This is a genomic window from Chryseobacterium caseinilyticum, from assembly GCF_014837145.1.
Taxonomy (GTDB): domain Bacteria; phylum Bacteroidota; class Bacteroidia; order Flavobacteriales; family Weeksellaceae; genus Chryseobacterium; species Chryseobacterium caseinilyticum.
Genome location: NZ_JACYFS010000005.1, coordinates 37,336 through 61,146, shown reverse-complemented (window position 1 = coordinate 61,146; position 23,811 = coordinate 37,336). Strand labels below are relative to the sequence as shown.

Sequence of the window (23,811 nt, the reverse complement as noted above, 5' to 3'; positions counted from 1 at the left end):
TAAATTTGCCTCCCTATAATTTCTGTATGAAAAGATTTTTACTAAGCATTTTTGCATTTTTGTGCTTATCCCTTAATGCTCAGCTTGATACCGATCATTGGTTTGCTCCTATGGCAGCCAAAGTAGCTACCACTAATTTACAGAGTTATTTGTATCTGTCTACTAATGAAACAACGCCATTTAGCGTTCAGATTTTTAATAACAACACTGTTTATACTACGGTGCAAGTAAGCAAAAACAATCCGGTAGAGGTAAGTATTCCTGCAGGATTTATGTTTGCAACAAACCCATCAGATCTTTTCGTTCCCAACACCATGGGTATTTCTGCAAAAGGAAGCAAAAGATTCTTTGCAAATTTCAGATTTTCAGTAACAAGCCATGCAGAGATTATAACCTCAAAAGGTCTTGCAAGTCTGGGTACAAAATTTTATGCAGCCATGGCACCACTTACAGGAAGTGAGTTTTACATCAGTTCCATGATCGGAATTTTAGCTACAGAAGATAATACCGACGTTGTAATTTCAGGGTATAATCCTAATGTAGTTTTTAGCGACGGAGTTACAGCCGCCACCAGAACAGTTACTCTTAATAAAGGACAATCATACATACTAGATGCCGTAAGTATTAATGCCGTCGAAAATATGAACGGATTGGTAGGAGCAAAAATAGAATCAACAAAACCTATTTCTGTTACCAATGGTAATTTTAATGGTATTTACACCAACAATAATTTCACCAACAACGATATTTTGATGGATCAGGCTGTGCCGGTGGATAAACTTGGAAAAGATTTCGCTTTAGTAAAAGGGAACGGCTCAGTAAACACAGGAATGGAGACAGCTCTTATCGTTGCTACAGAGAATAATACCACGTTCACCATTAATGGCACTGTTTCGGGTGTAACTTTAAATGCCGGACAGTATTTCTTACTTCCTGTCAACTACTATATTAATCAGGGAAATGGGGTATACAATCTAGGAATTACTGCAACAAAAAATGTATACGTTTATCAATTGCTTGCAGGTACAAATGTGGGAAACGAATATGCAACCGGAGGATTCAATTTTATTCCGCCGTTAAGTTGTTTTATGCCCAATCAGATTGATGAAATTGCTCAAATCAACAGAATTGGCAACACCACTTACGCTACCAAACTTAATATTCTTACCCAAACAGGAGCAACGGTTACTATAAACGGTGCCAATGTACCTGCAACGACCGGACCATATCCCGTACCTGGAAACGCGAACTGGGTAACGTATTCTGTTCCCAATGTTACAGGCAATATCACCGTAAACTCTACGAAATCTGTCACTGCCGGAATTGCGGCAGGAAGCGGTGCAGTTGGCTATGGTGGCTATTTTGCAGGGTTTTCCTCAGTTCCGGCCATTACAAAAACAGGTGACTGCTATTTGGGCGTATTACTTCAGGTAGACAGCAGTTATGACTCTTACCAATGGTTTCTAAACGGCCAGCCCATTTCCGGAGCAACATCGTATTCAATAAATCCTGAAACTTATGGTGCCGGAAATTACACCTGTCAGATTACAAAAAACAACTGCGAAACTAAGCTTACAGCAATTTACACTTACGTAACCTGTCCGCCAATTCCTACAGCTACATACACGATTGGAAGCTGCCAAACCAAACAAATTAATCCCGCACTTGTGATTTCCACTCAAACTATGGTTCCTTCAAGTGTAACTGTGGTTCAGACTCCTACTTCAGGGACTACATCTGTAAATTCTTCTACAGGACAAATTACTTATACGCCAAACACTACATTGACAGCAGATGTAGCAGATAGTTTCATCTATTCCGTTCAGGGAAATGGAAATCCTGCTGACATCGAATATTTTAAAGTAATAATTAATATTGATGTTTTACAGGTTACAAATGCAACGCTGACTGTATGTGCAAACGCCAACGGGACGGGAACTTTTGACCTGACATCCGCTGTAGTAACCTCAGATACGGGAACTACAATAGCCTATTACGCTGACGCTGCTCTTACCGTTCTAATCGGAAGTGCAAATAATTACAGCACCACTGCAACAACGGTTTATGCAAAAGTAACTTCACAGTATGGTTGTTCAAAAACTGCTCAGATTACATTGAATTTAAATCCGTCACCGAATATCAACACAGCAAATTATAATGCTAATCTTTGCGATGATAATTTAGATGGAATTATCAATATTAATTTCTCAACTGTTACTCCGCTGATCGTAACCAATTCAGCAAATTTCATAGTAAAATATTATTTAAATCAAGCTGATGCAAATCTTGGAAATGCTAATACATTACCAGTAAACTGGACCTATACCGGCAATACTACAGTCTATGTAAGAGTCGAATCCACAAATGGTTGCCCACCCGCTTTCGGGCAGATCAACTTCACCATTGCAAATAAAATCACTTTATTAACTCAGGATTTCAGCACATTAGTTTGCGATACCAATTGGGATGCAACTGAATCTGTAGATTTAAATACTTACAAAAACAATTTCACAACTGATCCTGCGGTTTCACTGACATTTTATAACACCTTGGCTGCTGCGCAAAATGCTACAGGTCCTGTTAGTGCAAACCAAACCATTGCACCAACTCAGGTTTTCTATGTAAGGTTTCAAAGTACAAACGGCTGTGCGAATGTTGCTAAACTAACTTTAACTCTTGATCAGCTTACCGCGACCAATGCATCTCTGACTGCATGCGCAGGAACAAACGGACAGGCAACATTCAATCTGACAGGTCCGGTCGTAACAACAACTCCTGGAGCTGTTGTCACTAACTTTTCTGATGCTGCTTTAACGAACCCTATTCCACTGCCTACAGCATATCCTTCAACAGGAGGAACAGTTTACGCCAAAGTAACTTCAACTTTCGGGTGTACCAGAGTGGCACAGATTACTTTATTCGTTAATCCTTTGCCGAATATAAATACCGCCAGTTTTAACGGAGCCATCTGTGATGATAATCTTGATGGAACTGTAAATGTGACTTTCTCTTCGATCACGCCTCAGATTGTAAGCAATTCAGGAAGTTTTACCGTTAAATATTACCTTACAGCAGCAGCGGCTACAGCCGGAGGAACCAATAACCTTCCCAACAACTGGTCTTACACCGCAAATACTACAATTTATGTGAGAGTAGAATCTGTAAATGGTTGTCCACCTGCATTCGGCCAGATTAATTTTACAATTGGAGCAAAAATCCCTTTAATTACAACCAACGTCATCACACAGGTTTGTGATCTAGATTTGAGCGGCTCAGAATCTGTTAATTTAAATGATTATAAAAATCTGTTTACAGCTGACCCAGCAGTTTCATTAACGTTTTATTCTACGTTAGCAAATGCTCAAAACGGCACTGCTCCGGTGAATGCTGTTCAGAATATTACCGGTGCACAGGTATTTTTCGTGAGATTTACCAGCGCAAATGCATGCCCTGTAGTTGCACAAATCAGCATTACCCTGAAAGCAGGAAAAAAATCTGATGTGTTGAAAAATCAGATTGTGTGTCCCGGGCAAAGAGCTCTTTTGGATGCGGGTTCAGGCTTTACTTCTTATTTATGGAATACCGGTGCTACTACACAGAGTATTTTGGCTGGTGAAGGCAATTATTATGTTGATCTCACATTCAACGGATGCGTTTACAGGCAAAATGTAACGGTAACAAATGCTGTTTTACCAACCATTACAAGCATTACCGTAACGGCAGGAACTGCCACTATCAATGTAAGTGGTGGAACACCTCCATATCAGTACTCTATTAACGGATTCGATTATCAGACAAGCAATATTTTCACCGGACTTTCCAGAGGGCCATTTAAAGCTTATGTAAAAAGTGCCGACGGATGTGAGCCTGTTGTAAAAGACTTCCTCATTATTAATCTCATCAATGCAATTACACCAAACGGGGATGGTCATAATGACTATTTAGATTACACCGATCTTCAGATCAAACAAAATGTAAGCATTGAAGTAGTAGACAGATACGGAGCACCGCTTTACAGATCAACAGACAAAAATTACAAATGGGACGGACGAGTAGGAAACAGAAACCTGCCAACCGGAACTTACTGGTATGTAATTAAGTGGATAGAACCAGAAACGAAGTTACCGGTTTCCTATTCTGGTTGGTTATTAATCAAGAATAGAGAATAATCTTTAAATTTTTGTTAATATTTTTTAATATATCTTAATAATTTGTTTTACTTTTGTAGAAATCCTAATTCCAACTACTATGAAAAGATTTCTACTAAGTTTTACTTTAGTGTTTCTGACGTTCACCAGTCTTTTTGCCCAAAGAGACACAGATCACTGGATAGCACCCTATTACAATTCTAGCTCTACATACGTTAATAGGCTTTATCTTTCCACAGATTCTGTTCAGCCTTTTACTGTAGACATATACAATAACAATGTTGTCATAGAAACCGTAACAATCAGCAAAGGAAATCCCGCAACTTATACTGTTGACAATACTATAATTACAGCAACAACGTCAACACAGGCATTTACAGTGATAGATAAAGGGCTCTATTTAAAGGGCTCAAAACCATTTTACTGTACTTTGAGATTGGCACAATCTGCACATGGAGAAGTCATTACAAGTAAAGGAAAAGCAGGTATTGGTAAAGAATTCTATGTTGCCAATACACCATCTCCAGCAAATTTCACATCAAATAACTTCACTGCTGGAGTTATGGCTACTGAAAACAACACTTCAGTTACAGTAACATGGAATGGATCAATAACTTTTATCGGTGGGCCAGCTGGAATACAAAACACACACACATTTACGCTCAATAAGGGGCAATCCTTTCTGTTTGCAGGTGCGGTAGGTACCACTGCACCGTTTATGGGAGCAAAGATTGTATCAGACAAACCAATTACCCTTACCAATGGAAATGCTAATGGAAATTTTGGAGACAATGCTACAGGATCTTCATCAGATGGAATTTTAGACCAGTCTGTACCTGTAGAAAGATTAGGAAACACCTTTGCAATGGTGAGAACGAGATCTACAACTTCTGATCTTGAAGGTGGGATTATCATTGCAACAGAAAACAATACCCAAATTTTTCTTAACGGATCCTCAATTGCAGTAGCAACTATTAATCAGGGACAATGGTACAGAATTTCTGGCGATGCATATCAAGCACAAGGAACCAATGGTCATTACAATATGCTGGTATCGACTTCGAAAAATGTATACTTATATCAACTTGTATCTGTAGATAATAATAATGCAACATGCGGATTTAATTACATTCCACCATTAAACTGTTTTCTTCCAAGAAGAATTGACGAAATTGGATTAGTTAATGAAATGCCAAATATCTCTACAGCTATTTCGTTAAAATTGAATATCATAACAGAAGCTGGCGCAACCGTTACAGTAAATGGTTCTCCACCGACAGCAGCACAGGGACCTTACACCCTTACAGGAAATACAAATTGGGTATCATATGCTGTAGAAGGAATAAGTGGAAATCTAACAATCATCTCCAATAAAGCAGTAACTGCAGGTATTAATGGCGGATATAGTACAGCTGGATATGGCGGATATTTTGCAGGATTCAACTCTGTACCAGTAATTGCAAAGCAGACAGGAGACTGTGTTCCTGGAATTATTCTTGAAGTAGATTCAGGATACGATACTTACCAGTGGTTTCTTAACGGTGTTGCTATTCAGGGAGCAACTTCTAACACATACACTCCGCTAGCAGCAGGAAATTACACCGTTACCGTGACAATGGGAACCTGTCAGGCATTAACAACTCCTATCTATAAAGTATTCACATGTTTGAAGAATACTACACAGAACATCAATGTGTGTGCATCGAAAGTTATCATTCCAGCATTTACAAACTCTACTCAAACACCTGTAGCCAGCACAGTAACTATAGTTACACAACCATCTCACGGGATTGTAACAGTAAATCCTTCTACGGGACACATTACTTATATTCCAACTTCAGGATACTTAGGCGCTGATTCTTTCACTTATCAATTCTGCGGTAACGCACCGGAATTTGTAGATTGTGAGAAAATTACATTAAACCTAACTGTAGTTCCTTTCATTTTAAAAGACGTAACTATTAAAGCCTGCCAATACTTTGGAAACGGATTCTTTGACCTTACTACTGCACCTGTAACTGATTACAGTCCGGTGGTGAAGAAGTTTTTCCCAACCTTAGCACATTTGAATGCAGGTACTAACGAAATTACAAACCCTACAAACTATTTCTCAGGTGCAGGATTTGTTTATGTACGTGTAACTACAAGCGAAGGATGTATCGGTACTGCAAAAATTACTTTAGATTTCTACCCTGTTCCAGTGGTAACTGATGCCACTTTAACAGAATGTTTCTTAGAAAACAATGAGACCAAAGGAGAATTTGATCTTACAGCCGCACCAGTGAGCAGTCAGTCGCCAATCACGAAGAAGTTCTACCCTACTTTCGTAGATGCAAGCAACGGAACAAACGAGATTGTGACAGCATTAGATCAGTACGTTTCGTCTAACAGCATTTTATATGTGAGAGTTTACAGTGATTTAGGATGTTATGCTATTGCTAAAATCACTTTAAAAGTTACTCCTCCGAAAAGATCACCTCTATTGGTAGACAAATATATTTGTATTGATGACAGAACTGGTCTTGATGCAGGCCCGGGTTACCAGTCTTATACATGGAGTACGGGTGCTACAACTCAGGCTGTTACAGGCTTACCTGTAGGAGATTACTGGGTAATGCTGAAGGATAACGAATGTTCTGTAAAACAGTTTGTAAGCATCAAAAAGACAGTAGATCCTGCGATTACTTCAATTGAAATCTCAAACAATACAGCAACTGTAATCGTAAGCGGCGGTAAAGCACCTTACAAATACGCAGTAGACGGCACATCAACATGGCAGGATTCTAATGTATTCACAGGTCTTTCAAGAGGACAGCATATTTTCTATGTAAAGGATGCTTACAATTGCGCACCTGTAGCAGTGGAAATTACAGTTCCGAATCTGATCAACGCTATTACTCCAAACGGTGATAATGTAAATGATTATATCGATTACAGTGAGCTGAAATACAAAGGTGATCTTAGTTTCGTGATCTATGACAGATACGGCAACAAGATCTTTACAGGAGATAAATTCAATAACTATAAATGGGATGGTAAATTCTTTGATAAAAGTATAGTAACGGGAACTTACTGGTATCATATCAATTGGACTGAGCCAAATGCCCAAAAAACACCAATCAAGTACACAGGTTGGATCTTAGTTAAAAACAGAGAATAAAAATTCTCAGAAAAATATTAATGCCGTGGTCTTTAATCACGGCATTTTTCATTTTCAAAGTTTATTATTGACTTTAAATGTTTTTCGTAAATAATTTTAAACTTAGACAATCTCAACATTTGGCAATAGCTTCTTCCATTTGGAAATCAATTTTTCAGTTTAAACTTATTTCTTTAATAATCATTTTTATAATTATATGATATAAATTATATTTTGATCTTAACATATTTAAAATTAAAAACTTATCATTACAAAAAATTCATTATTTTTGCGAAAATCCTAATTCTGCTTATGAAAAAATTTCTACTAATTCTACTACTAATGATCTCCTCGGTCAATCTGTTTGCCCAGCGAGATACAGAGCACTGGATCGCACCTTATTATGCTTCCACATCCGTTACAGCACAGTCACTTTATCTTTCTACAGATTCTGTGACACCCGTGACAGTAACGGTAAACAGTAACAATACTGTTTTGGGAACAGTGACGATCAGCAAAAACAATCCGCAAACCTATATAGTACCCGGAGGAAATATTGCAGCCACAAGTACTGGGGAGGCTTTTACCGTTATCAATAAAGGTTTGTATCTGAATGGTACCAAACCTTTCTACTGTACGTTGAGAATGGTCAACAGCACACAGCACGCTGAAGTTTTGACCAGCAAAGGTAAAGCAGGTATTGGAACAGAGTTTTTTGTTGCGAACACTCCATCTGTTACGAGTCGTCCCGCTGATAACTTTACGGCAGGAGTTTTAGCAACTGAAGACAATACTACAGTTACCGCGACCTGGAGTGCAGTTACTCCGATAACTTTCCTTGGGGCAACACCAACAACCAATACGCATACTTTCAATTTAAATAAAGGACAGTCTTTTATTTTTGCAGGTACTATTGGTCCTGCGGCGCCATTTATGGGAGCAAAAATCGTTGCAACTAAGCCAATCACCCTGACAAACGGAAACGTAACAGGAAATTTTGGTGCCACAACATCTTCCGGTACTGATATTATCTTAGACCAGTCTGTTCCACTTAACAGACTAGGGAATGAATTTGCGATGGTAAAGACCAGATCTACCACTGCACAGGAACTGGAAGGAGGAATCGTGATAGCTACCGAAAATAATACTGAAGTATATTTGAACGGATCTGCAACTCCTGCAGCAACTTTAAACGCTGGTCAATGGCACAGAATTTCAGGAAGCAGCTATATAACTCAACCTGGAGGACACCCGAACATGTACATTAACACCACTAAAAATGTTTACTTATACCAACTCGTATCAGTAAATAATGACAATGCTACTTGTGGTTTTAATTATATTCCACCTTTAAACTGTTTTTTACCCAGAAAAATCGATGAGATTGGTAAAGTGGGAGAAATGCCTACAGGAGCAGGAGGTGCCAGTGCAGTACCTACTGGTACAATTGTAAAACTTAATATCCTTACCGAAGTAGGAGCCACCGTCACTTATACTGTGAACGGAGGTGCACCTTTAACACCTACAGCAGCACAGGGGCCTTTCCCTCTAACAGGAAACTCCAACTGGGTAACGTATGCTATTCAGCCCATCAACGGAAATATTGCAATTCAATCTAATAAAGCAGTTACTGCCGGGATAAACGGAGGTCACAGTACTTCAGGTTACGGTGGATATTTTGCAGGTTTCTCATCAATTCCGTTAATTGCAAAGCAGACCGGAGACTGTATTCCAGGACTTGTTCTAGAGGTTGATGATGGTTATGATACTTATCAATGGTTTAGAAACGACGTTGCGATTCCGGGTGCAAATTCTTATTCTTATACACCAACAATTGCAGGAAATTACACAGTAAGAATTACGGTAGGATCATGTCCACCTGCCACGACACCTACATATAAAGTTTTCACTTGTCTAAATGTATCTACAGATGCAGAAACGGTTTGTGAGGGTTATTATAATATTGTACCTCAGTTTACAAGTTCTACACAAACGTATGTTCCTTCAACCGTTACAATTGTAACACCTCCAACGAACGGAACGGCAATCATTAACCCTACCACCGGTGTTATAGGATATACTCCGAATTTCGCTTATGTAGGAACAGACACCATCACCTACAAATTCTGCGGAAACGATCCTGAATTTGTAGACTGTGAACAAATTACACTTACTTTCACTATTTCTGAAAGCCCAACTGTGAATAACGCAACATTGAGATCTTGTTACTTAACAAGCAATGTCTCTACAGCATTATTTGACCTTACAGCAGCAAACGTAACCCTTCAGCCATTAACTACTAAGAAGTACTACCCTTCTTTGACGGATGCTCAGAATCAGACTAATGAAATTACAGTTCCTGATAACTATGTTGCTCCAAACGGAGTTGTTTATGTAAGAGTAAGCAATGCAAACGGGTGTTATAGAGTAGCAGTAATTACATTAATTGTTCTGCCTCCTGTTTATTCTACAGTTTTAGTGGATAAAGAAATTTGTATTGAAGACAGAACCACCTTGGATGCAGGAACAGGATTCGACGGATATGCATGGAGCAACGGAGATACTACACAAATAATAAGCAATGTAACTGTTGGTAATTATTGGGTTGACTTGACAACTGGTGATTGTACAACAAGACAAAACGTAACTGTTTACCCTACTCAACAGCCGGTAATTTCTAATATTGAGGTATCTAATACAACAATTACTGTAACAGTTGCTGGTGGAACGGCTCCTTATCAATATTCAACTGATAATATCAAATGGCAGGATTCTAATATCTTCACGGATTTGGTAAGAGGCGACGTAATAGTTTACGTAAAAGACAGTTTCAACTGTGTACCTCAACAGGTAAATGTTACGATACCAAATATCATCAACGTAATTACTCCAAATAATGACGGTGTAAATGATGTCTTGGATTACTCTTCATTGGCTCATAAGCCTAATCTTACCTTTTCTATCTTCGACCGTTACGGTGTGAAAATCTTTGAAGGAAACAAAGACAAAGGTTACAAATGGGACGGAACAGTAGTTGGCAAGAGAATTTCTACCGGAAATTACTGGTACAGCATCTCCTGGAACGAAAACAACAGAACTCAAACTCCTGTAAAATTCTCAGGGTGGGTTCTTGTAAAAAACAGAGAATAATACTTAATTTTCATCAATAATTCAAAACCACAGTCATTTGGCTGTGGTTTTTTATATTATTTTAAACATTTAATATAAATTAATTATTAAATTTGTAGAAACCGTATCACCGATGAAGAAAATTCTATCTTTTTTTCTTTTAATCTTCATATATTCCGTTTCGCTGGCTCAGCTTGATCGTGAACATTGGTTTGCACCAATGGTAGACCGTACCGGAAACCCCAACCCTTATCAGACATTATACCTTTCTACCAGCAGGACTACACCGTTTCCGGTTACTATTTACAATAACAATACAGTAATCGGTACAGTTATAATCAGTAAAAATAATCCTCAGAAATTTGTTGTTTTGAGAGATTACATCATCACAACATTACAATCTGAATTATTCACAACTTCAACAAAAGGTTTATATCTTAAAGCAGAATTTCCGTTTTACGCGAACTTAAGATTTTCTGTATTTAATCACGGAGAAATTATAACCTCAAAAGGAATTCCTTCTACCGGAAATACTTTTCATGTAGCTTCAGCTCCTATTACCGTGAGCAATGGCATTCTCAACTTTATGACGAGTGTTTTGGCTACAGAAGACAACACACAAGTTACAATTTCGGGGTATAAAAGCACCGTACAGTTTTCCAACGGTACAACCGGACTCACCAACCCAACTTTAAGTTTCACTTTAAATAAAGGCCAGTCGTACATTCTTGACGGAAATGGAACTATTCCCGGGAACTGGGATGGCTTTATTGGAGCAAAAATACAATCAAACAAACCCGTCAACGTCACCAATGGAAACTTCAACGGTCAGTACGCAGGAAATATTCCCTTAAGCTCAGATATTCTGATGGATCAGTCTGTTCCCGTCAATCGCCTGGGAAGTGAGTTCGCACTTGTAAAAGGAAACGGAAGCATCACGTCTAATATGGAAGGCGCAATCGTAATTGCCACAGAAAACAATACTTTGGTTTACGTCAATAATGAAATTCCCCCTGTAGCAACACTGAATATCGGACAATATTACATTGTTCCAAGTTCTAAATATATTTTGCAAGGCTCGGGACACTATAATTTATATTTAAAAACAAGCAAAAACGCATATGTCTATCAAATGCTGGCCGGAAATTCTTCTGCAGCTGATGAGGTGGCAACAGGTGGTTTTAATTTCATTCCGGCACTTAACTGTTATCTTCCGAAACAGATCAATGAGCTCGGATTTATCAATGAAAATTTTGTTCATACAGGAGTAAATCCTTCAGGAATATTAAATATTCCAACTAAATTAAATTTAATTACAGAAAGAGATGCTGTTGTTACCATCAATGGAGTTCCACCGCCAGCAGGAACAGGTCCCTTCACGATGACCGGAACTTCAAGTTGGGTTACGTATGGAATTCCTAACGTTACAGGAACGCTTACAATAGTTTCTACCAAAGCCATCACAGCAGGAATTAATGCGGGAAGTGATGCGGTGGGTTACGGAGGATTCTTTGCAGGATTTCCTACACAACCTGTGATTTTAAAAGCAGGCACCTGTATTCCGGGAGTTGTGCTTACAGTAGATCCCATTATTTACGATACTTATCAATGGTATAGAAACGGAAGTGCAGTTCCTGGAGCTAACGGAACATCTTACACCCCTGTTCAGTCTGGAAATTATACCGTTTCGGTAACGATGGGAAGCTGTGCTCCTTTAGTTTCTGTCGCAGTTCCTGTACAAAACTGTACAAAACTGACAACCGAAAGCTACGATATCTGTACAACTAAAACGTTCACGCCTGCATTTTCAACTTCTACTCAAACGCCTGTGCCATCAACGGTTTCAATTGTTACAAATCCTTCACTTGGAACCGCTGTACTTAACACTACCAGCGGAGCAATCAACTATACAGTTACTAATCCTACAACTGCCGGAACCGATACTTTTTCCTACACTTTCTGTGGAAATGATCCGAATTTCCCTGATTGCGAAACGGTAACGGTAACTTTAAACATTGCTCCCGTAACTGTTACCAATACAACGCTCACAGCCTGTAGAGTTAATGGAATCGCAACGTATAATCTCACAACAGCAAACGTAACGACAAACACGCCAGTTGTAAAAACTTATTACACCAGCTTTACAGCTGCACAGACAGAAAATACTGCAGGATTAATTACCGTTCCAACAAGTTATCCAGCATCATCAGGTACAATTGTTTATGTTCTTGTTAAAAACAATACCGGATGCAGCAATATTGCACAAATTACACTTAATCATTATCCCGTTGCGATGATTAATCCTATCAATGTAATTGCTTTGTGTGATGAAAACTTAGACGGAGTAGTGCCTGTCATTTTATCCGATCTCACATTGTTAATTTTGAACAATCCAACTTATTTCACGAATGTAAGGTATTATACAACATTAGCAGATGCTAATTTGGGAAACAATAACAATTTGCCTAACAACTGGAGTTATTCAACAAACACAACGCTCTATATTCGTGTGGAATCTCCTGATGGTTGCGCTACAGTAATAGATAACTTAGACTTTGTTGTTGGCGGAAGACTTTCCTTACTAACGACATCTGCCAACCAAAATTATTGTGATGATGATTTGGATGGTACAAAACAATTGAATCTATCACAATTTGTAAATCAGTTTACGGCCGACCCATTAGTCGCTGTTAGTTATCACGCAACTTTGGCTGATGCTCAAAATGATGTAGCTCCTATCAGCAGCACCGTGAATCTTACAGGAACTCAAACCTACTTTTTAAGATTCAAAAAGACCGGATTCTGTTCAAATGTTGCATCAATTACGCTTACTTTAAAAATTCCAAAAAAATCTGATATTCTTACTGATAAAGTAATCTGTCCTAAAGCTACAACCACATTAGATGCAGGTTCCGGTTTTACTTCTTACAACTGGAGTACAGGAGCAACGACACCAAGCATATCTAATGTTTCTGCAGGAAATTACTGGGTTGATCTCACTTTTGATGGTTGCACATACAGACAATTTGTAACTGTATCAGATTCTTCACCACTTACCATTACTTCTATTGATATTAACGGAACCAAAGTGACCATTGGTGTAAGCGGCGGCACTCCTCCTTATGAATTTTCACTGGATGGATTCAACTGGCAGGCTTCAAATGTTTTCACTGATGTTCCTACGGGAAATCATATTGTCTATGTAAGGGATTCTGAACAATGTGAAGTAGTACAGCAGACTTTTGTAATCATCAATCTTATCAACACAATTACCCCTAACGGTGATACATTGAACGACGTGATTGATTATTCTGCATTAATGAATAAAGAAAATCTTGTCTTCAGAATTTTCGACAGATATGGAGCAGAACAGTTCCGTGGGACACCACAAAACAAATTTACGTGGGACGGCATGGTGAAAGGCAGACATGTCTCTACAGCCACTTACTGGTATTTTATTTCATGGACGGAGAATAAAATTATCAACGTAAAATACACGAGTTGGTTGCTTGTAAAAAACCGTAACGACAGTCTCTGGGACAAGTAAATTGAGTTTAATAACAATAATTAACAATTTGAGTTGAAGTTTAATATAACTTTAACCCGTTTTCTCACTTAGGAAGGCAAAAAATAAATATAATGTTGTGTAATTTTGCAACATTATATGAAGAAGATTATTACTCTTTTGTTTTTGGGTTTTATCGCTCAGATCAATGCGCAACTCTATTCCGGTGAAGTTTTTTTGAGAGACAATTCGCAGATGTATCTTAATCAGGTTTACGTTACCAATCTCAAGACCATGCAGACTGTATTGGCCAATTACAATGGTAATTTTCAGTTAAATGCCAGCACCGGAGATGTTATCAGATTCACAAGTATTGTTACCGAAAGAAAGGATATAAAAATTACACCCAATATGCTTTCGGGAAATAATCTTGTAGAATTAATGATTGCCTATTACGACATTCAGGAAGTGGTCATCAGCAGATTTAGACCAACCGGAAATCTTCGGTTTGATGTAAACTCCATCCGCAAAGAAGATAAAAAATACGCACTGAAAAAAATAATCGGACTTCCGGAACCGAAAGGTGACGGTACATCACCCCAACTTCCTATTGCAGGCTTCCGTGATGGCGGACTAACATTCAGTATCGAAAGTATTTTTGATGTGTTGTCTGGGGAAAGAAAGAAAAAACAGCGTTACGTAGCTTACGAAAGAATGAATTCCTCGGTTACTCAAATAAAAGATGTCTTAGGAGTAGATTATTTCACAAAAATAAGAATTCCGGAAAATTTAATTGATAACTTCTTACATTTCGTTTACACCTCAGAAAATATTGAAGTGTATGTACAGACCGGGAATTTTGATGCCATAAAAATGCCCATTGAAAAATACCTTCCAATTTATCAGAGAAGATTAAAAAATTCTCATTTGCAGGATATTATCAAGAATTAATATCGGTCTGAATTTTTAACATTTTTAAATTTTTAAAATCAAAAACAGAACAAAACTGATAAAAATTTATTTAAAAATATAATATTTAGCATCCAGAACATTGATTAACAAGGTTTTAATATTAAATTTAAACAATACTTAACCATGTTTTCACAAGTCTGCTACTTTTAAAATCCTTATTTTTGTCAAAAATTTGAAGCAACAAATCAATTAGTACATGAAAAACCTTTTTATTTTTCTTTTGACCCTATCTTTCGCAGGATTATCGGCACAAAAAAAAGGAAAAGACTACAGCAATATTCTTAAAAGTAAAAGTATTTACGAAATCAACGCTTTTCTTCGCGATGCCCATCCTGACGATCCTAAAAGAATCATTTTGAAACCAAGAGTGATGGAAATGATGAAAGAATACATCAGCAGTGCAGCGGATCCTAACGACAAAAGGGTGAAAGAGATGCAGGAAGATCTAGCAATGCTGAAAAGAAAACCTTCTACAAAAATCACTTTTGAAGAGTTTAATCAGAAAATCAAAGACAAGCAAATTGCCAAATACCGTGCGATTTTGGCTGCCAATAAAGTTCCGGTTAACTACACCAAAAGTAACCGTCAGAATGTTTATGTAACCGCTACTCCAGCCAACGCAAAAGCACCGGTAATTGCCGACACAGAAGCTGATGAATTTAATATGCTGATGGGAATGAGCTCTGCTGAACACAAGGATAAGACAGTAAAAATCCTGAATTCACTTTTTGACAATGACCCGAATTCAAAAGAGGCCATTGTGATGATTGAAAATAAATCTGACTGTAACATTATTGTAAGAATGGAAGGCATCGGTAACACAAAATACAGACTGGCTGTTCCTGCTCATGATGATAATTCTGTGGTAGTTGCAAAAGGTAACTATTTATTCACAAGTATCGTTTGCGGAGCCCAGTATGCTTCACAGAAAACCATTCAGAAACCAATCATGGTGGCATTGGGAAGTTCAAAATAATTTAGATTAAAATCTTTATATCAACTAAAAGAGACGCTTGCTGTCTCTTTTTTTGTATTTTTGCACCTTTGAAAATTGAAATATGGGTAAAAATAAATTAGCAAGATTTGCAGAAAACAAAACACTTCCAAACGTCGTGCAACCCACAAGAGAAGAAGCTTTAAACGGTTTTTCGCTGAAAGGAAACTGGAATAAAGATTTCTTTAAAAACGACAATCCTATCGTACTTGAACTGGGCTGTGGCAAAGGCGAATATTCTGTAGGTCTCGCAAAAACTTTTACCGACAAAAATTTCATAGGAATTGACATCAAAGGAGCCAGATTCTGGTTTGGTGCGAAAGAAGCAGTGGATAATAATATGCAAAACGTTGGTTTTCTGAGAAGTCAGATTGAGCTGGTAGAACATTATTTTGCTGAAAATGAAGTAGATGAAATCTGGATTACCTTCCCCGATCCACAAATAAAATACCGCCGAACAAAACACAGACTCACCCACCCGGATTTTCTGGAACGCTATAAAAAATTCCTCAAACCCGGTGGAATCATCCATTTGAAAACAGATTCAGAGTTTCTGCACGGCTATACTTTAGGCTACCTTCAGGGCGCGGGGCACGAAATCATTTCTGCCCATCATGACATCTACGGAGCGGCAGAATACGATCCGAACACTCCGCATCTGCGGGACATTAAAACTTATTATGAGGAACTTTTTTCTGCAAAGGGAAAAACGATAACCTACATAAAATTCAGATTAAAAAAATAATTTCAAAAAACACAAATCCGATGAAGAAAATTCTGTTTCCGCTTGTTTTCTTCAGTCTCATCATTCAGTCATGTGTTACCAATGAGCACAGAGACAGCATTTTAAACAGTACAAATATAGCTGAGATTGAAGATTACATTTCAAAAGCACATCCTGAAGACCCTAAAAGAAGGGTTTTAAAACAACGCGTTATCGCCCTTAAAAACGCAGAGTGGGTAAAGGGAAGAAAAAATGCCAGACCCATGGCTGCAAGACCCGTCATTCTTGATTTACCTTCCCGAAATTCATTCAGAAAAAACTCCCCGGAGTCTGAAGCCATTTTTATAAAGCTTTTAGCAGAAACTCCGGAAGAACACATGCTGAAAACAACGCAGCTTCTGAATACTGTTTTTAATCAGGATCTTACGAATAATGAAGTGATTTTACTGCTGAAGAATAATTCAGACTGCAATCTCGTTCTCGAAATCTCAGGAAAGAAATTTTACAATCTTCCCGTTCCTTCCAAAGGCGAAAATTCTGTGGTTTTGGATAAAGACACTTACACTTTATCCGCGACGGTCTGTGACGTGCCTTACAAAAGCATAAAAGAATTCAGCAAAGGTGCGGTCATTATTCTTAGCAATCCCGAAGCTGTTAAAAATGAACCAGTAGAAAAGAAAGCAGAGAAAACGACTGTTACTTCTAAAAAGAAAGTTTCTTCTAAGAGCAAAAAGAAAAAATAATTACAGGAAAAGCTATTAGCTTAAAAAATTTAGAAAAAATTACCCTTTCGTAATGCTTATTACCAAAGGGTTTTTGTTTTTTGATTTATCAAATTGATATAATAATTTAAAATAACATTGTTTTAATTCATTTAAACTCTAAATTTGATGAAAATTTCATACAGCCATGCCAAGCCTCTTACCCAAAACCAATGCCTTGGGATTTTCGAATGCGTTCCATCTTTTGAGACGTACAACTTACAATATAACCAAGGCAAAGATTATAGAATTTTCCACGAAAACACCGCAGGAAGCTATCACCGCACTGTTTACGTTTACAGCTCCGAGTCCGCCTTCTCCATTAAACAATATTGGAGAAACCATTGTTCCTACAGTTGCAAATCCTACGATCACAGATACTCAGGCAACGGCTAACAGTGTGAGAAATGACCTGTACTGGTGGTTGCACAGTGCCTTGAAAGACCCTTCGGCTCAGCACAAAATTGCTTTTTTTCTCCATCTGCTTTTTATAACTGATGATGACACATCGTTTTGGACAAATTATGATTATAAAGAACTTTTAAGATATCATGTGAACGGAAGTCTTAAAGATTTAGCCGTGAGAGTGACTCAAAATCCGAGAATGCTGATTTACCTGAATAACAATGTCAATCAGAATACAAGTCCGAATCAAAACTATGCCCGTGAATTTCTCGAACTTTTTACCATTTTAAAAGGACCTCAGATAGCAACCGGAAACTACACCAATTACACTGAAACCGATGTGCAGCAGGCAGCAAAAGTATTGACCGGCTTTTCAGTTACATCAGCTGTTCATTTAGATAAAACGGCAAGGCTAACCTCGCTGGATCCTGCAACTAACCTTACAAGAGGCGAAATAAAATTGAACAAGCACGATACCGGAACCAAAATTTTTTCATCCGCATTTGGAGGCCAGAATATCACCGGAGGAACTACCGAGGCAACCATCAGAGCAGAATTACAGAATTTCGTGAATATGATTTTTGATAAGGATGAGACAGCAAAAGCCTATTGCAGAAGAATGTACCGCTACTTTGTAGGTAGAGAAATTACTACTGAGATAGAAAGTGACATTATCGTTCCACTCGCTGTAGCTTTAAAAGCGGATAATTACAATATTCTTCCCACTCTCACTACCCTTCTGAAAAGTAAACATTTTTACGATGAAGAAGATGCCATCGTAGGCGATAAAATCATTGGAAGTCTGGTAAGAAGTCCTTTGGAACTCTATCTACACATGTTTTCACTGTTAAATTTATCTTTGCCGCTTTATACTGTCAATCCTTCCGCGATACACAGTCTGATGAATGTTGTTTACACGTACTCCAATAATGCGGGAATGCCGATTTTCAGACCTCAATCTGTGAATGGCTATTCGGGTTATTCCAGCAGTCCGCATTACGATAAAAACTGGATCACAACTTCATCACTCAGAATCAGATACAACAATACAATCGACTATTTCATCAATGGTTTAACGTACAATGGTTTTAGTTTTAAACTCAATAATGCTGCTTTCGTAAAAGACAGTGGTTATTTTTCAAATCCCGGAAACGCAGATGTGCTCGTAACCGAATTTCTGCAGATGATGATGGTAGAAGTTCCGGATGGTGACCGCTATATTTACTTTAAAACTGTTTTTCTGAACAATTTAAGTGCTACCAACTGGCTTAATGAATGGACGAATTACATCAATACAGGTGTTGCCACTAATGTAAAAATCCCTATCGACAGACTCGTAAAAGCAATTATCAAATCTCCGGAATTCCAAATAATTTAAAATCATGAACAGAAAAGACTTTCTAAAATTAGTTTCTCTTGCAGGTGTGGGAACTCCGTTTTATTTAAATGGAATGCCGTCAAGATTTATGAACCAGTTTTTGGATCTGCAGATGAACTGTGATACGGTAAACGACAGGGTTTTGGTCATTCTGAGACTTGCCGGCGCCAACGATGGGCTCAACACAGTAATTCCTGTCAGTCAGTACAGTACTTATGCTGCTTTAAGACCGAATATTAAAATTAATAATACAGGAACAGGGAGCTACATTCCACTTGACAGTACTGTTTCTTCGGGAAAATTGGTTGGTTTAAATCCTTCCATGACCGGTTTTAAAGATTTGTATGATTCCGGAAAACTTTTACTGATGAATGGTGTAGGATATCCGAATCCGAATTATTCGCATTTCAGATCAGAAAATTTAATGTTTTCAGGAAAAGACGGCTCCACAAGTGCTGATCTTTTGGATGGAATGTTTGGAAGATATTTGGGTGCACTTTATCCAGGTCTTGCAGGGAATCCTACCACTTTAAGCCCGGATCCATTGGCAATTCAGATGGGAAATCTTAATCCCTGTCTGTTTTATGAGCATACAACAGAGAAAAATATTGAATACAATCTCTCAGGTTTTCAAAACCAGATGTTTACCAATTTAAATCTTATCAACTCAGAATATCAAGATCTTCTGACATACATCAGAGGCGTTGCAACAAGTATGGATGCTTATTACAACCGTGTAATGTCGGTTTTCAATACGGGTGTGAATTCCACTACCACTTATCCAAATTCATCTTTAGGTAAGCAGCTTAAAACTGTTGCCCGAATGATTCAGGGAGGAAGCAAAACCAAAATATTTCAGGTCAACATCAGTGGTTTCGACACGCACGTCAGCCAGGTACAGACGGGAAGCACTCATCTGGGAACCCATGCCAATCTTTTGGGTGACATTTCCAATTCCATTGCAGCGTTTCAGGCAGACATTCAACAACTTGGGATTGCCAACAAAATTATGACTGTAACCTTCAGCGAATTCGGAAGACAGGTCCGCGAAAATGGAAGTGTAGGAACAGATCACGGTGATCTCGCTCCGTTTTTTGTGGTCGGAAATGGTGCTGCGCCAGGAATTTTAGGTGACCATCCTGTATTTACCAATGCTACAAGTTATTATTACAATCAAAACCAAAGAAGGTATGATTACCGACAGATTTTTGCTTCACTTCTGCAGGATTGGCTGGGTGCGAGTACAAGTTTAATGGTAACTTCAGAACTTGATTATTATGTAACGGGAGCACAAAAAGTAAATATCATTAAAGACACTCAAAAAGCAGATGTGGTTTGTGCAACACTGGGAACAAATGAAACAAGAGCCGAAAATGGGATTAAAGTTTATCCTGTTCCTGCAAACCAATATGTTTATGTAGAGTTTGAAAACAGACGACAGACTGATGTAAATTATCAGATTTTAGATATGAGCGGAAGAATCATCATTCAAAAATCGGAACATGTGGTTTCAAACCGTCTGGAGATTAATGTATCGTCTATTTCAGAAGGAACTTATATGCTGAGAGTAAAAAGCAGTTCTGATGAGCTGACGAAAAAGATTATTATTTCTCACTAAACTATGTACGAAAACAGGAATTATTCAGTTTTAAACTTAAAAAGTTTTATGGAAAAATATCTGGCTGTAATGGCGATCATGTCGGCGATTGCGTGCGGAACAAAACCTGTTCTGAAAAAGCCTGTACAACCTCAGTCTTCCAAAAAATACACTTCGGCGCCCGTCAAACAGACAGAAACAGCATATAGGAATTTATCTAAAACAGAAAAACAGGAAACTGCCGAAGTTTTGAATGATATTCTCAACGGATCGTCAGATAGTCCAAATACTTCCATAAGTGTGCATAATAAATCCCGCTGTAATATGGTTCTGAGCATCAGCGGGCCCAATTTTTCAAAGCAGATCCCTATTCCAGCTGGCAAGACCGGAAGTACAATGGTTCCGAAAAATCAGAAATACAACTTATCGGGAATGGTCTGTCAGTCGGTTTATAACAACTCCAAATATGTGACGGGTACATACTCAATATCATTATCTGAATAAAAACAAATGGTAAAACCTGACGATGTCTCTGCTAATCACATTAAATAAATTTTATTAATTTTGATTTTAAATTTAGCTAGAAATGAGTTTACAGTATATAAAAGATGCACAAGGAAATAACACTGGAGTTTTTATTCCTATAGATGAATGGCAATTGCTTACAGAAAAATACATTGGACTTCAACAAATAGAGCTTGAAGGAATCGATATTCCTGATTGGCATAAACAAATTTTAGACGAGAGACTAAAGGATTACTATCAAAACCCTGAGAATAATGCTGATTTTAACAGCACGCTCAATGAGATTAAAGCGAAGTACGTTTTATGAATTTTGTTTTTAAAAACAGACCCCGTGTTTATAATGATATAACAGAAGCTGTAGAATATTACTTAGAGATCAGCCCAAAACTGGCATCTCAGTTTCTTTTTCGGGTTGAGGAAGCAAAACAAAGAATTTTAAAGTCACCGAAAGGTTTTCAAATAAAGCATTCCGAAAAGATAAGGACAGTTTTACTAAAACAATTTGACTATCATATTTACTACATCCTCGAAGAAGATCATATCGTAATTCTCGCAATACTGCATGCTCACAGTGGTGGACATAAAATCGCAAAGGTTTAACAGTAATTTTTTATCAATATTCATTATAAAAATTCCAAACATCCTTGTAAAAACAAAAGCCGCAGAAAAAATCTGCGGCTTTGATATTTTAAAGATAATCTTCAATTATTCTGCGTCGAAGTCTGCATCTTTATCAGCAGAAACTACTTCACCATCTTCTTTCGATTTTTCTTTATCAGCTTTTCTCTGAGTCTGACCTTCTTTGATAGATTCTGAAACAACGCTCAGGATCATATCGATAGATTTAGAAGCATCATCGTTTCCTGGGATAACGAAGTCTACTTTTCTTGGGTCAGAGTTTGTATCAACAATACCGAAAACCGGGATACCTAATTTCTTAGCTTCAGTTACCGCGATGTGTTCTCTCATGATATCTACAACGAAGATTGCAGAAGGAAGACGCACCATGTCTGAGATAGAACCTAAGTTTTTCTCTAAGTTAGCTCTCTGTCTGTCTACCTGTAATCTTTCTTTTTTAGATAAAGTTTCGAACGTACCGTCTTTTTTCATTTTGTCGATAGAGTTCATCTTCTTTACAGCCTTTCTGATAGTAACGAAATTCGTCAACATACCACCTGGCCATCTTTCTGTAATATAAGGCATATTAAGTTCAGCAGCATGCTTAGCAACTACTTCTTTCGCCTGCTTCTTAGTAGCTACGAAAAGAACTTTTTTACCTGCAGAAGTTAATTTTTCTAAAGCGCTACAAGCTTCATCCAATTTAACAGCTGTTTTATGTAAGTCTACAATGTGAATACCGTTTTTCTCCATGAAAATGTATGGAGCCATATTTGGGTTCCACTTTCTGGTCATGTGACCGAAGTGTACGCCAGCCTCTAGAAGGTCTTTTACATTTGCTTTTGCCATGTTTTTGTTTTTTGTTAGTTTACTTTCCGCTTTTTAAACAATCAACGCATTCTTTAGATGGGAGAAGCGTTTGGATGCTAAACGTAACGGGCAATTGGCGTTTGGCTTTTTGCTTTTAGCAATTGGCTTTTCGCCGGGATTAAGTTTAAATAAAATTTAATAAATTCCTGTAGCCAATAGCCAGAAGCCATTCGCCAGCAGCAAATCTTAACGTTTTGAGAATTGGAATCTCTTTCTTGCTTTTTTCTGACCTGGTTTCTTTCTTTCCACCATTCTTGCGTCTCTTGTAAGTAAACCAGCTGGCTTTAGAGCTAATCTGAATTCAGCATTGATTTCGCATAAAGCTCTTGAAATACCTAATCTGATAGCTTCTGCCTGACCTGTATTTCCACCACCGAAAACATTTACGGTAACGTCGTACTGACCAACAGTTTCAGAAAGGATGAACGGTTGGTTTAGTTTGTAAACCATCACGTCTGTAGAGAAATAAGTTGCAGCCTCTTTACCGTTTACTGTAATCACACCAGTCCCTGGCTTTACGTAAACTCTTGCTACAGAAGTTTTTCTTCTTCCGATTTTGTGAACTATAGACATAATTTAATTATTTAAATTCGTTAACATTAATTGTTTTCGGCTGTTGAGCTTCGTGCTTGTGCTCAGTTCCTTCATATAAATAAAGGTTTTTAAGCAATGCAGATCCTAATCTGTTTTTTGGAAGCATACCTTTTACAGATTTTTCCAATACTTTTAAAGAATCTTTTTTCTGAAGTTCAAGAGCTGTCATAGACTTCTGACCACCAGGGTAACCTGTATGCCAGATGTAAGTCTTATCGTTCCACTTGTTTCCGGAAAGAGTAACTTTCCCAGCATTCAAAACGATTACGTTATCACCACAATCTACGTGAGGTGTGTAATTCGTCTTGTGCTTACCTCTCAAAATCTTTGCAACCGTAGAAGCTAGTCTTCCTAACGGCTGTCCTTCAGCGTCTACCACAACCCATTCTTTATTTGCAGTAGCTTTGTTCGCTGAAACAGTTTTGTAACTTAATGTATTCACACGTTTTAGT

The 23,811-nt window shown here is 37.9% G+C and carries 16 protein-coding genes; 13 read left to right on the top strand and 3 right to left on the bottom strand.

Going from position 1 to position 23,811, the window contains the following annotated elements:
- Positions 1-26 precede the first annotated feature (26 nt).
- The 13 genes from IC610_RS15020 (at position 27) to IC610_RS14960 (ending at position 21,877) form a co-directional block, all read left to right on the top strand.
- On the top strand, positions 27-4,169 hold the full coding sequence (locus IC610_RS15020) for a T9SS type B sorting domain-containing protein (protein ID WP_191737586.1): 4,143 nt from the start codon (positions 27-29) through the stop codon (positions 4,167-4,169).
- Positions 4,170-4,248: 79 nt separating this feature from the next.
- A complete protein-coding gene (locus IC610_RS15015; protein WP_191737585.1) occupies positions 4,249-7,308 on the top strand; it encodes a T9SS type B sorting domain-containing protein in 3,060 nt (1,019 codons plus the stop codon).
- A gap of 291 nt (positions 7,309-7,599) precedes the next feature.
- Entirely contained in the window at positions 7,600-10,437 is a 2,838-nt protein-coding gene (locus IC610_RS15010) for a T9SS type B sorting domain-containing protein (RefSeq protein WP_191737584.1), read from the top strand.
- Positions 10,438-10,549: 112 nt separating this feature from the next.
- Positions 10,550-13,963, top strand: a complete 3,414-nt coding sequence (locus IC610_RS15005; RefSeq protein ID WP_191737583.1) for a T9SS type B sorting domain-containing protein — start codon at positions 10,550-10,552, stop codon at positions 13,961-13,963.
- 117 nt (positions 13,964-14,080) lie between these two features.
- The gene (locus IC610_RS15000; protein WP_191737582.1) at positions 14,081-14,872 is read left to right on the top strand and encodes a hypothetical protein; all 792 of its coding nucleotides are present in this window, start codon (positions 14,081-14,083) and stop codon (positions 14,870-14,872) included.
- A 217-nt stretch (positions 14,873-15,089) separates the two neighbouring features.
- Positions 15,090-15,869, top strand: a complete 780-nt coding sequence (locus tag IC610_RS14995; RefSeq protein WP_191737581.1) for a DUF6759 domain-containing protein — start codon at positions 15,090-15,092, stop codon at positions 15,867-15,869.
- Between the two features lie 82 nt (positions 15,870-15,951).
- The gene (gene trmB / locus IC610_RS14990; protein WP_191737580.1) at positions 15,952-16,632 is read left to right on the top strand and encodes a tRNA (guanosine(46)-N7)-methyltransferase TrmB; all 681 of its coding nucleotides are present in this window, start codon (positions 15,952-15,954) and stop codon (positions 16,630-16,632) included.
- 20 nt (positions 16,633-16,652) lie between these two features.
- Positions 16,653-17,354: a DUF6759 domain-containing protein gene (locus IC610_RS14985; protein ID WP_191737579.1), complete on the top strand. Its 702-nt coding sequence runs from the start codon at positions 16,653-16,655 to the stop codon at positions 17,352-17,354.
- 166 nt (positions 17,355-17,520) lie between these two features.
- Positions 17,521-19,155 carry a DUF1800 family protein gene (locus tag IC610_RS14980; RefSeq protein ID WP_191737578.1) on the top strand — a complete coding sequence of 545 codons (1,635 nt, stop codon included), beginning with the start codon at positions 17,521-17,523 and terminating at the stop codon, positions 19,153-19,155.
- 4 nt (positions 19,156-19,159) lie between these two features.
- Positions 19,160-20,773: a DUF1501 domain-containing protein gene (locus tag IC610_RS14975; RefSeq protein WP_191737577.1), complete on the top strand. Its 1,614-nt coding sequence runs from the start codon at positions 19,160-19,162 to the stop codon at positions 20,771-20,773.
- 48 nt (positions 20,774-20,821) lie between these two features.
- Positions 20,822-21,256 carry a DUF6759 domain-containing protein gene (locus tag IC610_RS14970; RefSeq protein WP_191737576.1) on the top strand — a complete coding sequence of 145 codons (435 nt, stop codon included), beginning with the start codon at positions 20,822-20,824 and terminating at the stop codon, positions 21,254-21,256.
- Positions 21,257-21,338: 82 nt separating this feature from the next.
- Positions 21,339-21,584 carry an addiction module protein gene (locus tag IC610_RS14965; protein WP_191737575.1) on the top strand — a complete coding sequence of 82 codons (246 nt, stop codon included), beginning with the start codon at positions 21,339-21,341 and terminating at the stop codon, positions 21,582-21,584.
- Positions 21,581-21,877 carry a type II toxin-antitoxin system RelE/ParE family toxin gene (locus IC610_RS14960; RefSeq protein ID WP_191737574.1) on the top strand — a complete coding sequence of 99 codons (297 nt, stop codon included), beginning with the start codon at positions 21,581-21,583 and terminating at the stop codon, positions 21,875-21,877. Before IC610_RS14965 ends, IC610_RS14960 begins: the two co-directional genes overlap by 4 nt.
- A 105-nt stretch (positions 21,878-21,982) precedes the next feature.
- Here IC610_RS14960 and rpsB read toward each other — a convergent pair whose 3' ends face one another.
- The 3 genes from rpsB to rplM all read right to left on the bottom strand — a co-directional run bounded on the left by rpsB (position 21,983) and on the right by rplM (position 23,801).
- A complete protein-coding gene (gene rpsB / locus IC610_RS14955; protein ID WP_056075138.1) occupies positions 21,983-22,744 on the bottom strand; it encodes a 30S ribosomal protein S2 in 762 nt (253 codons plus the stop codon).
- Between the two features lie 207 nt (positions 22,745-22,951).
- Positions 22,952-23,338 (bottom strand): 30S ribosomal protein S9, encoded by a 387-nt coding sequence (gene rpsI / locus IC610_RS14950; protein ID WP_056028995.1) that lies wholly within the window; start codon positions 23,336-23,338, stop codon positions 22,952-22,954.
- A 7-nt stretch (positions 23,339-23,345) separates the two neighbouring features.
- Positions 23,346-23,801 (bottom strand): 50S ribosomal protein L13, encoded by a 456-nt coding sequence (rplM, locus tag IC610_RS14945; RefSeq protein ID WP_056075141.1) that lies wholly within the window; start codon positions 23,799-23,801, stop codon positions 23,346-23,348.
- Between the last annotated feature and the right edge of the window lie 10 nt (positions 23,802-23,811).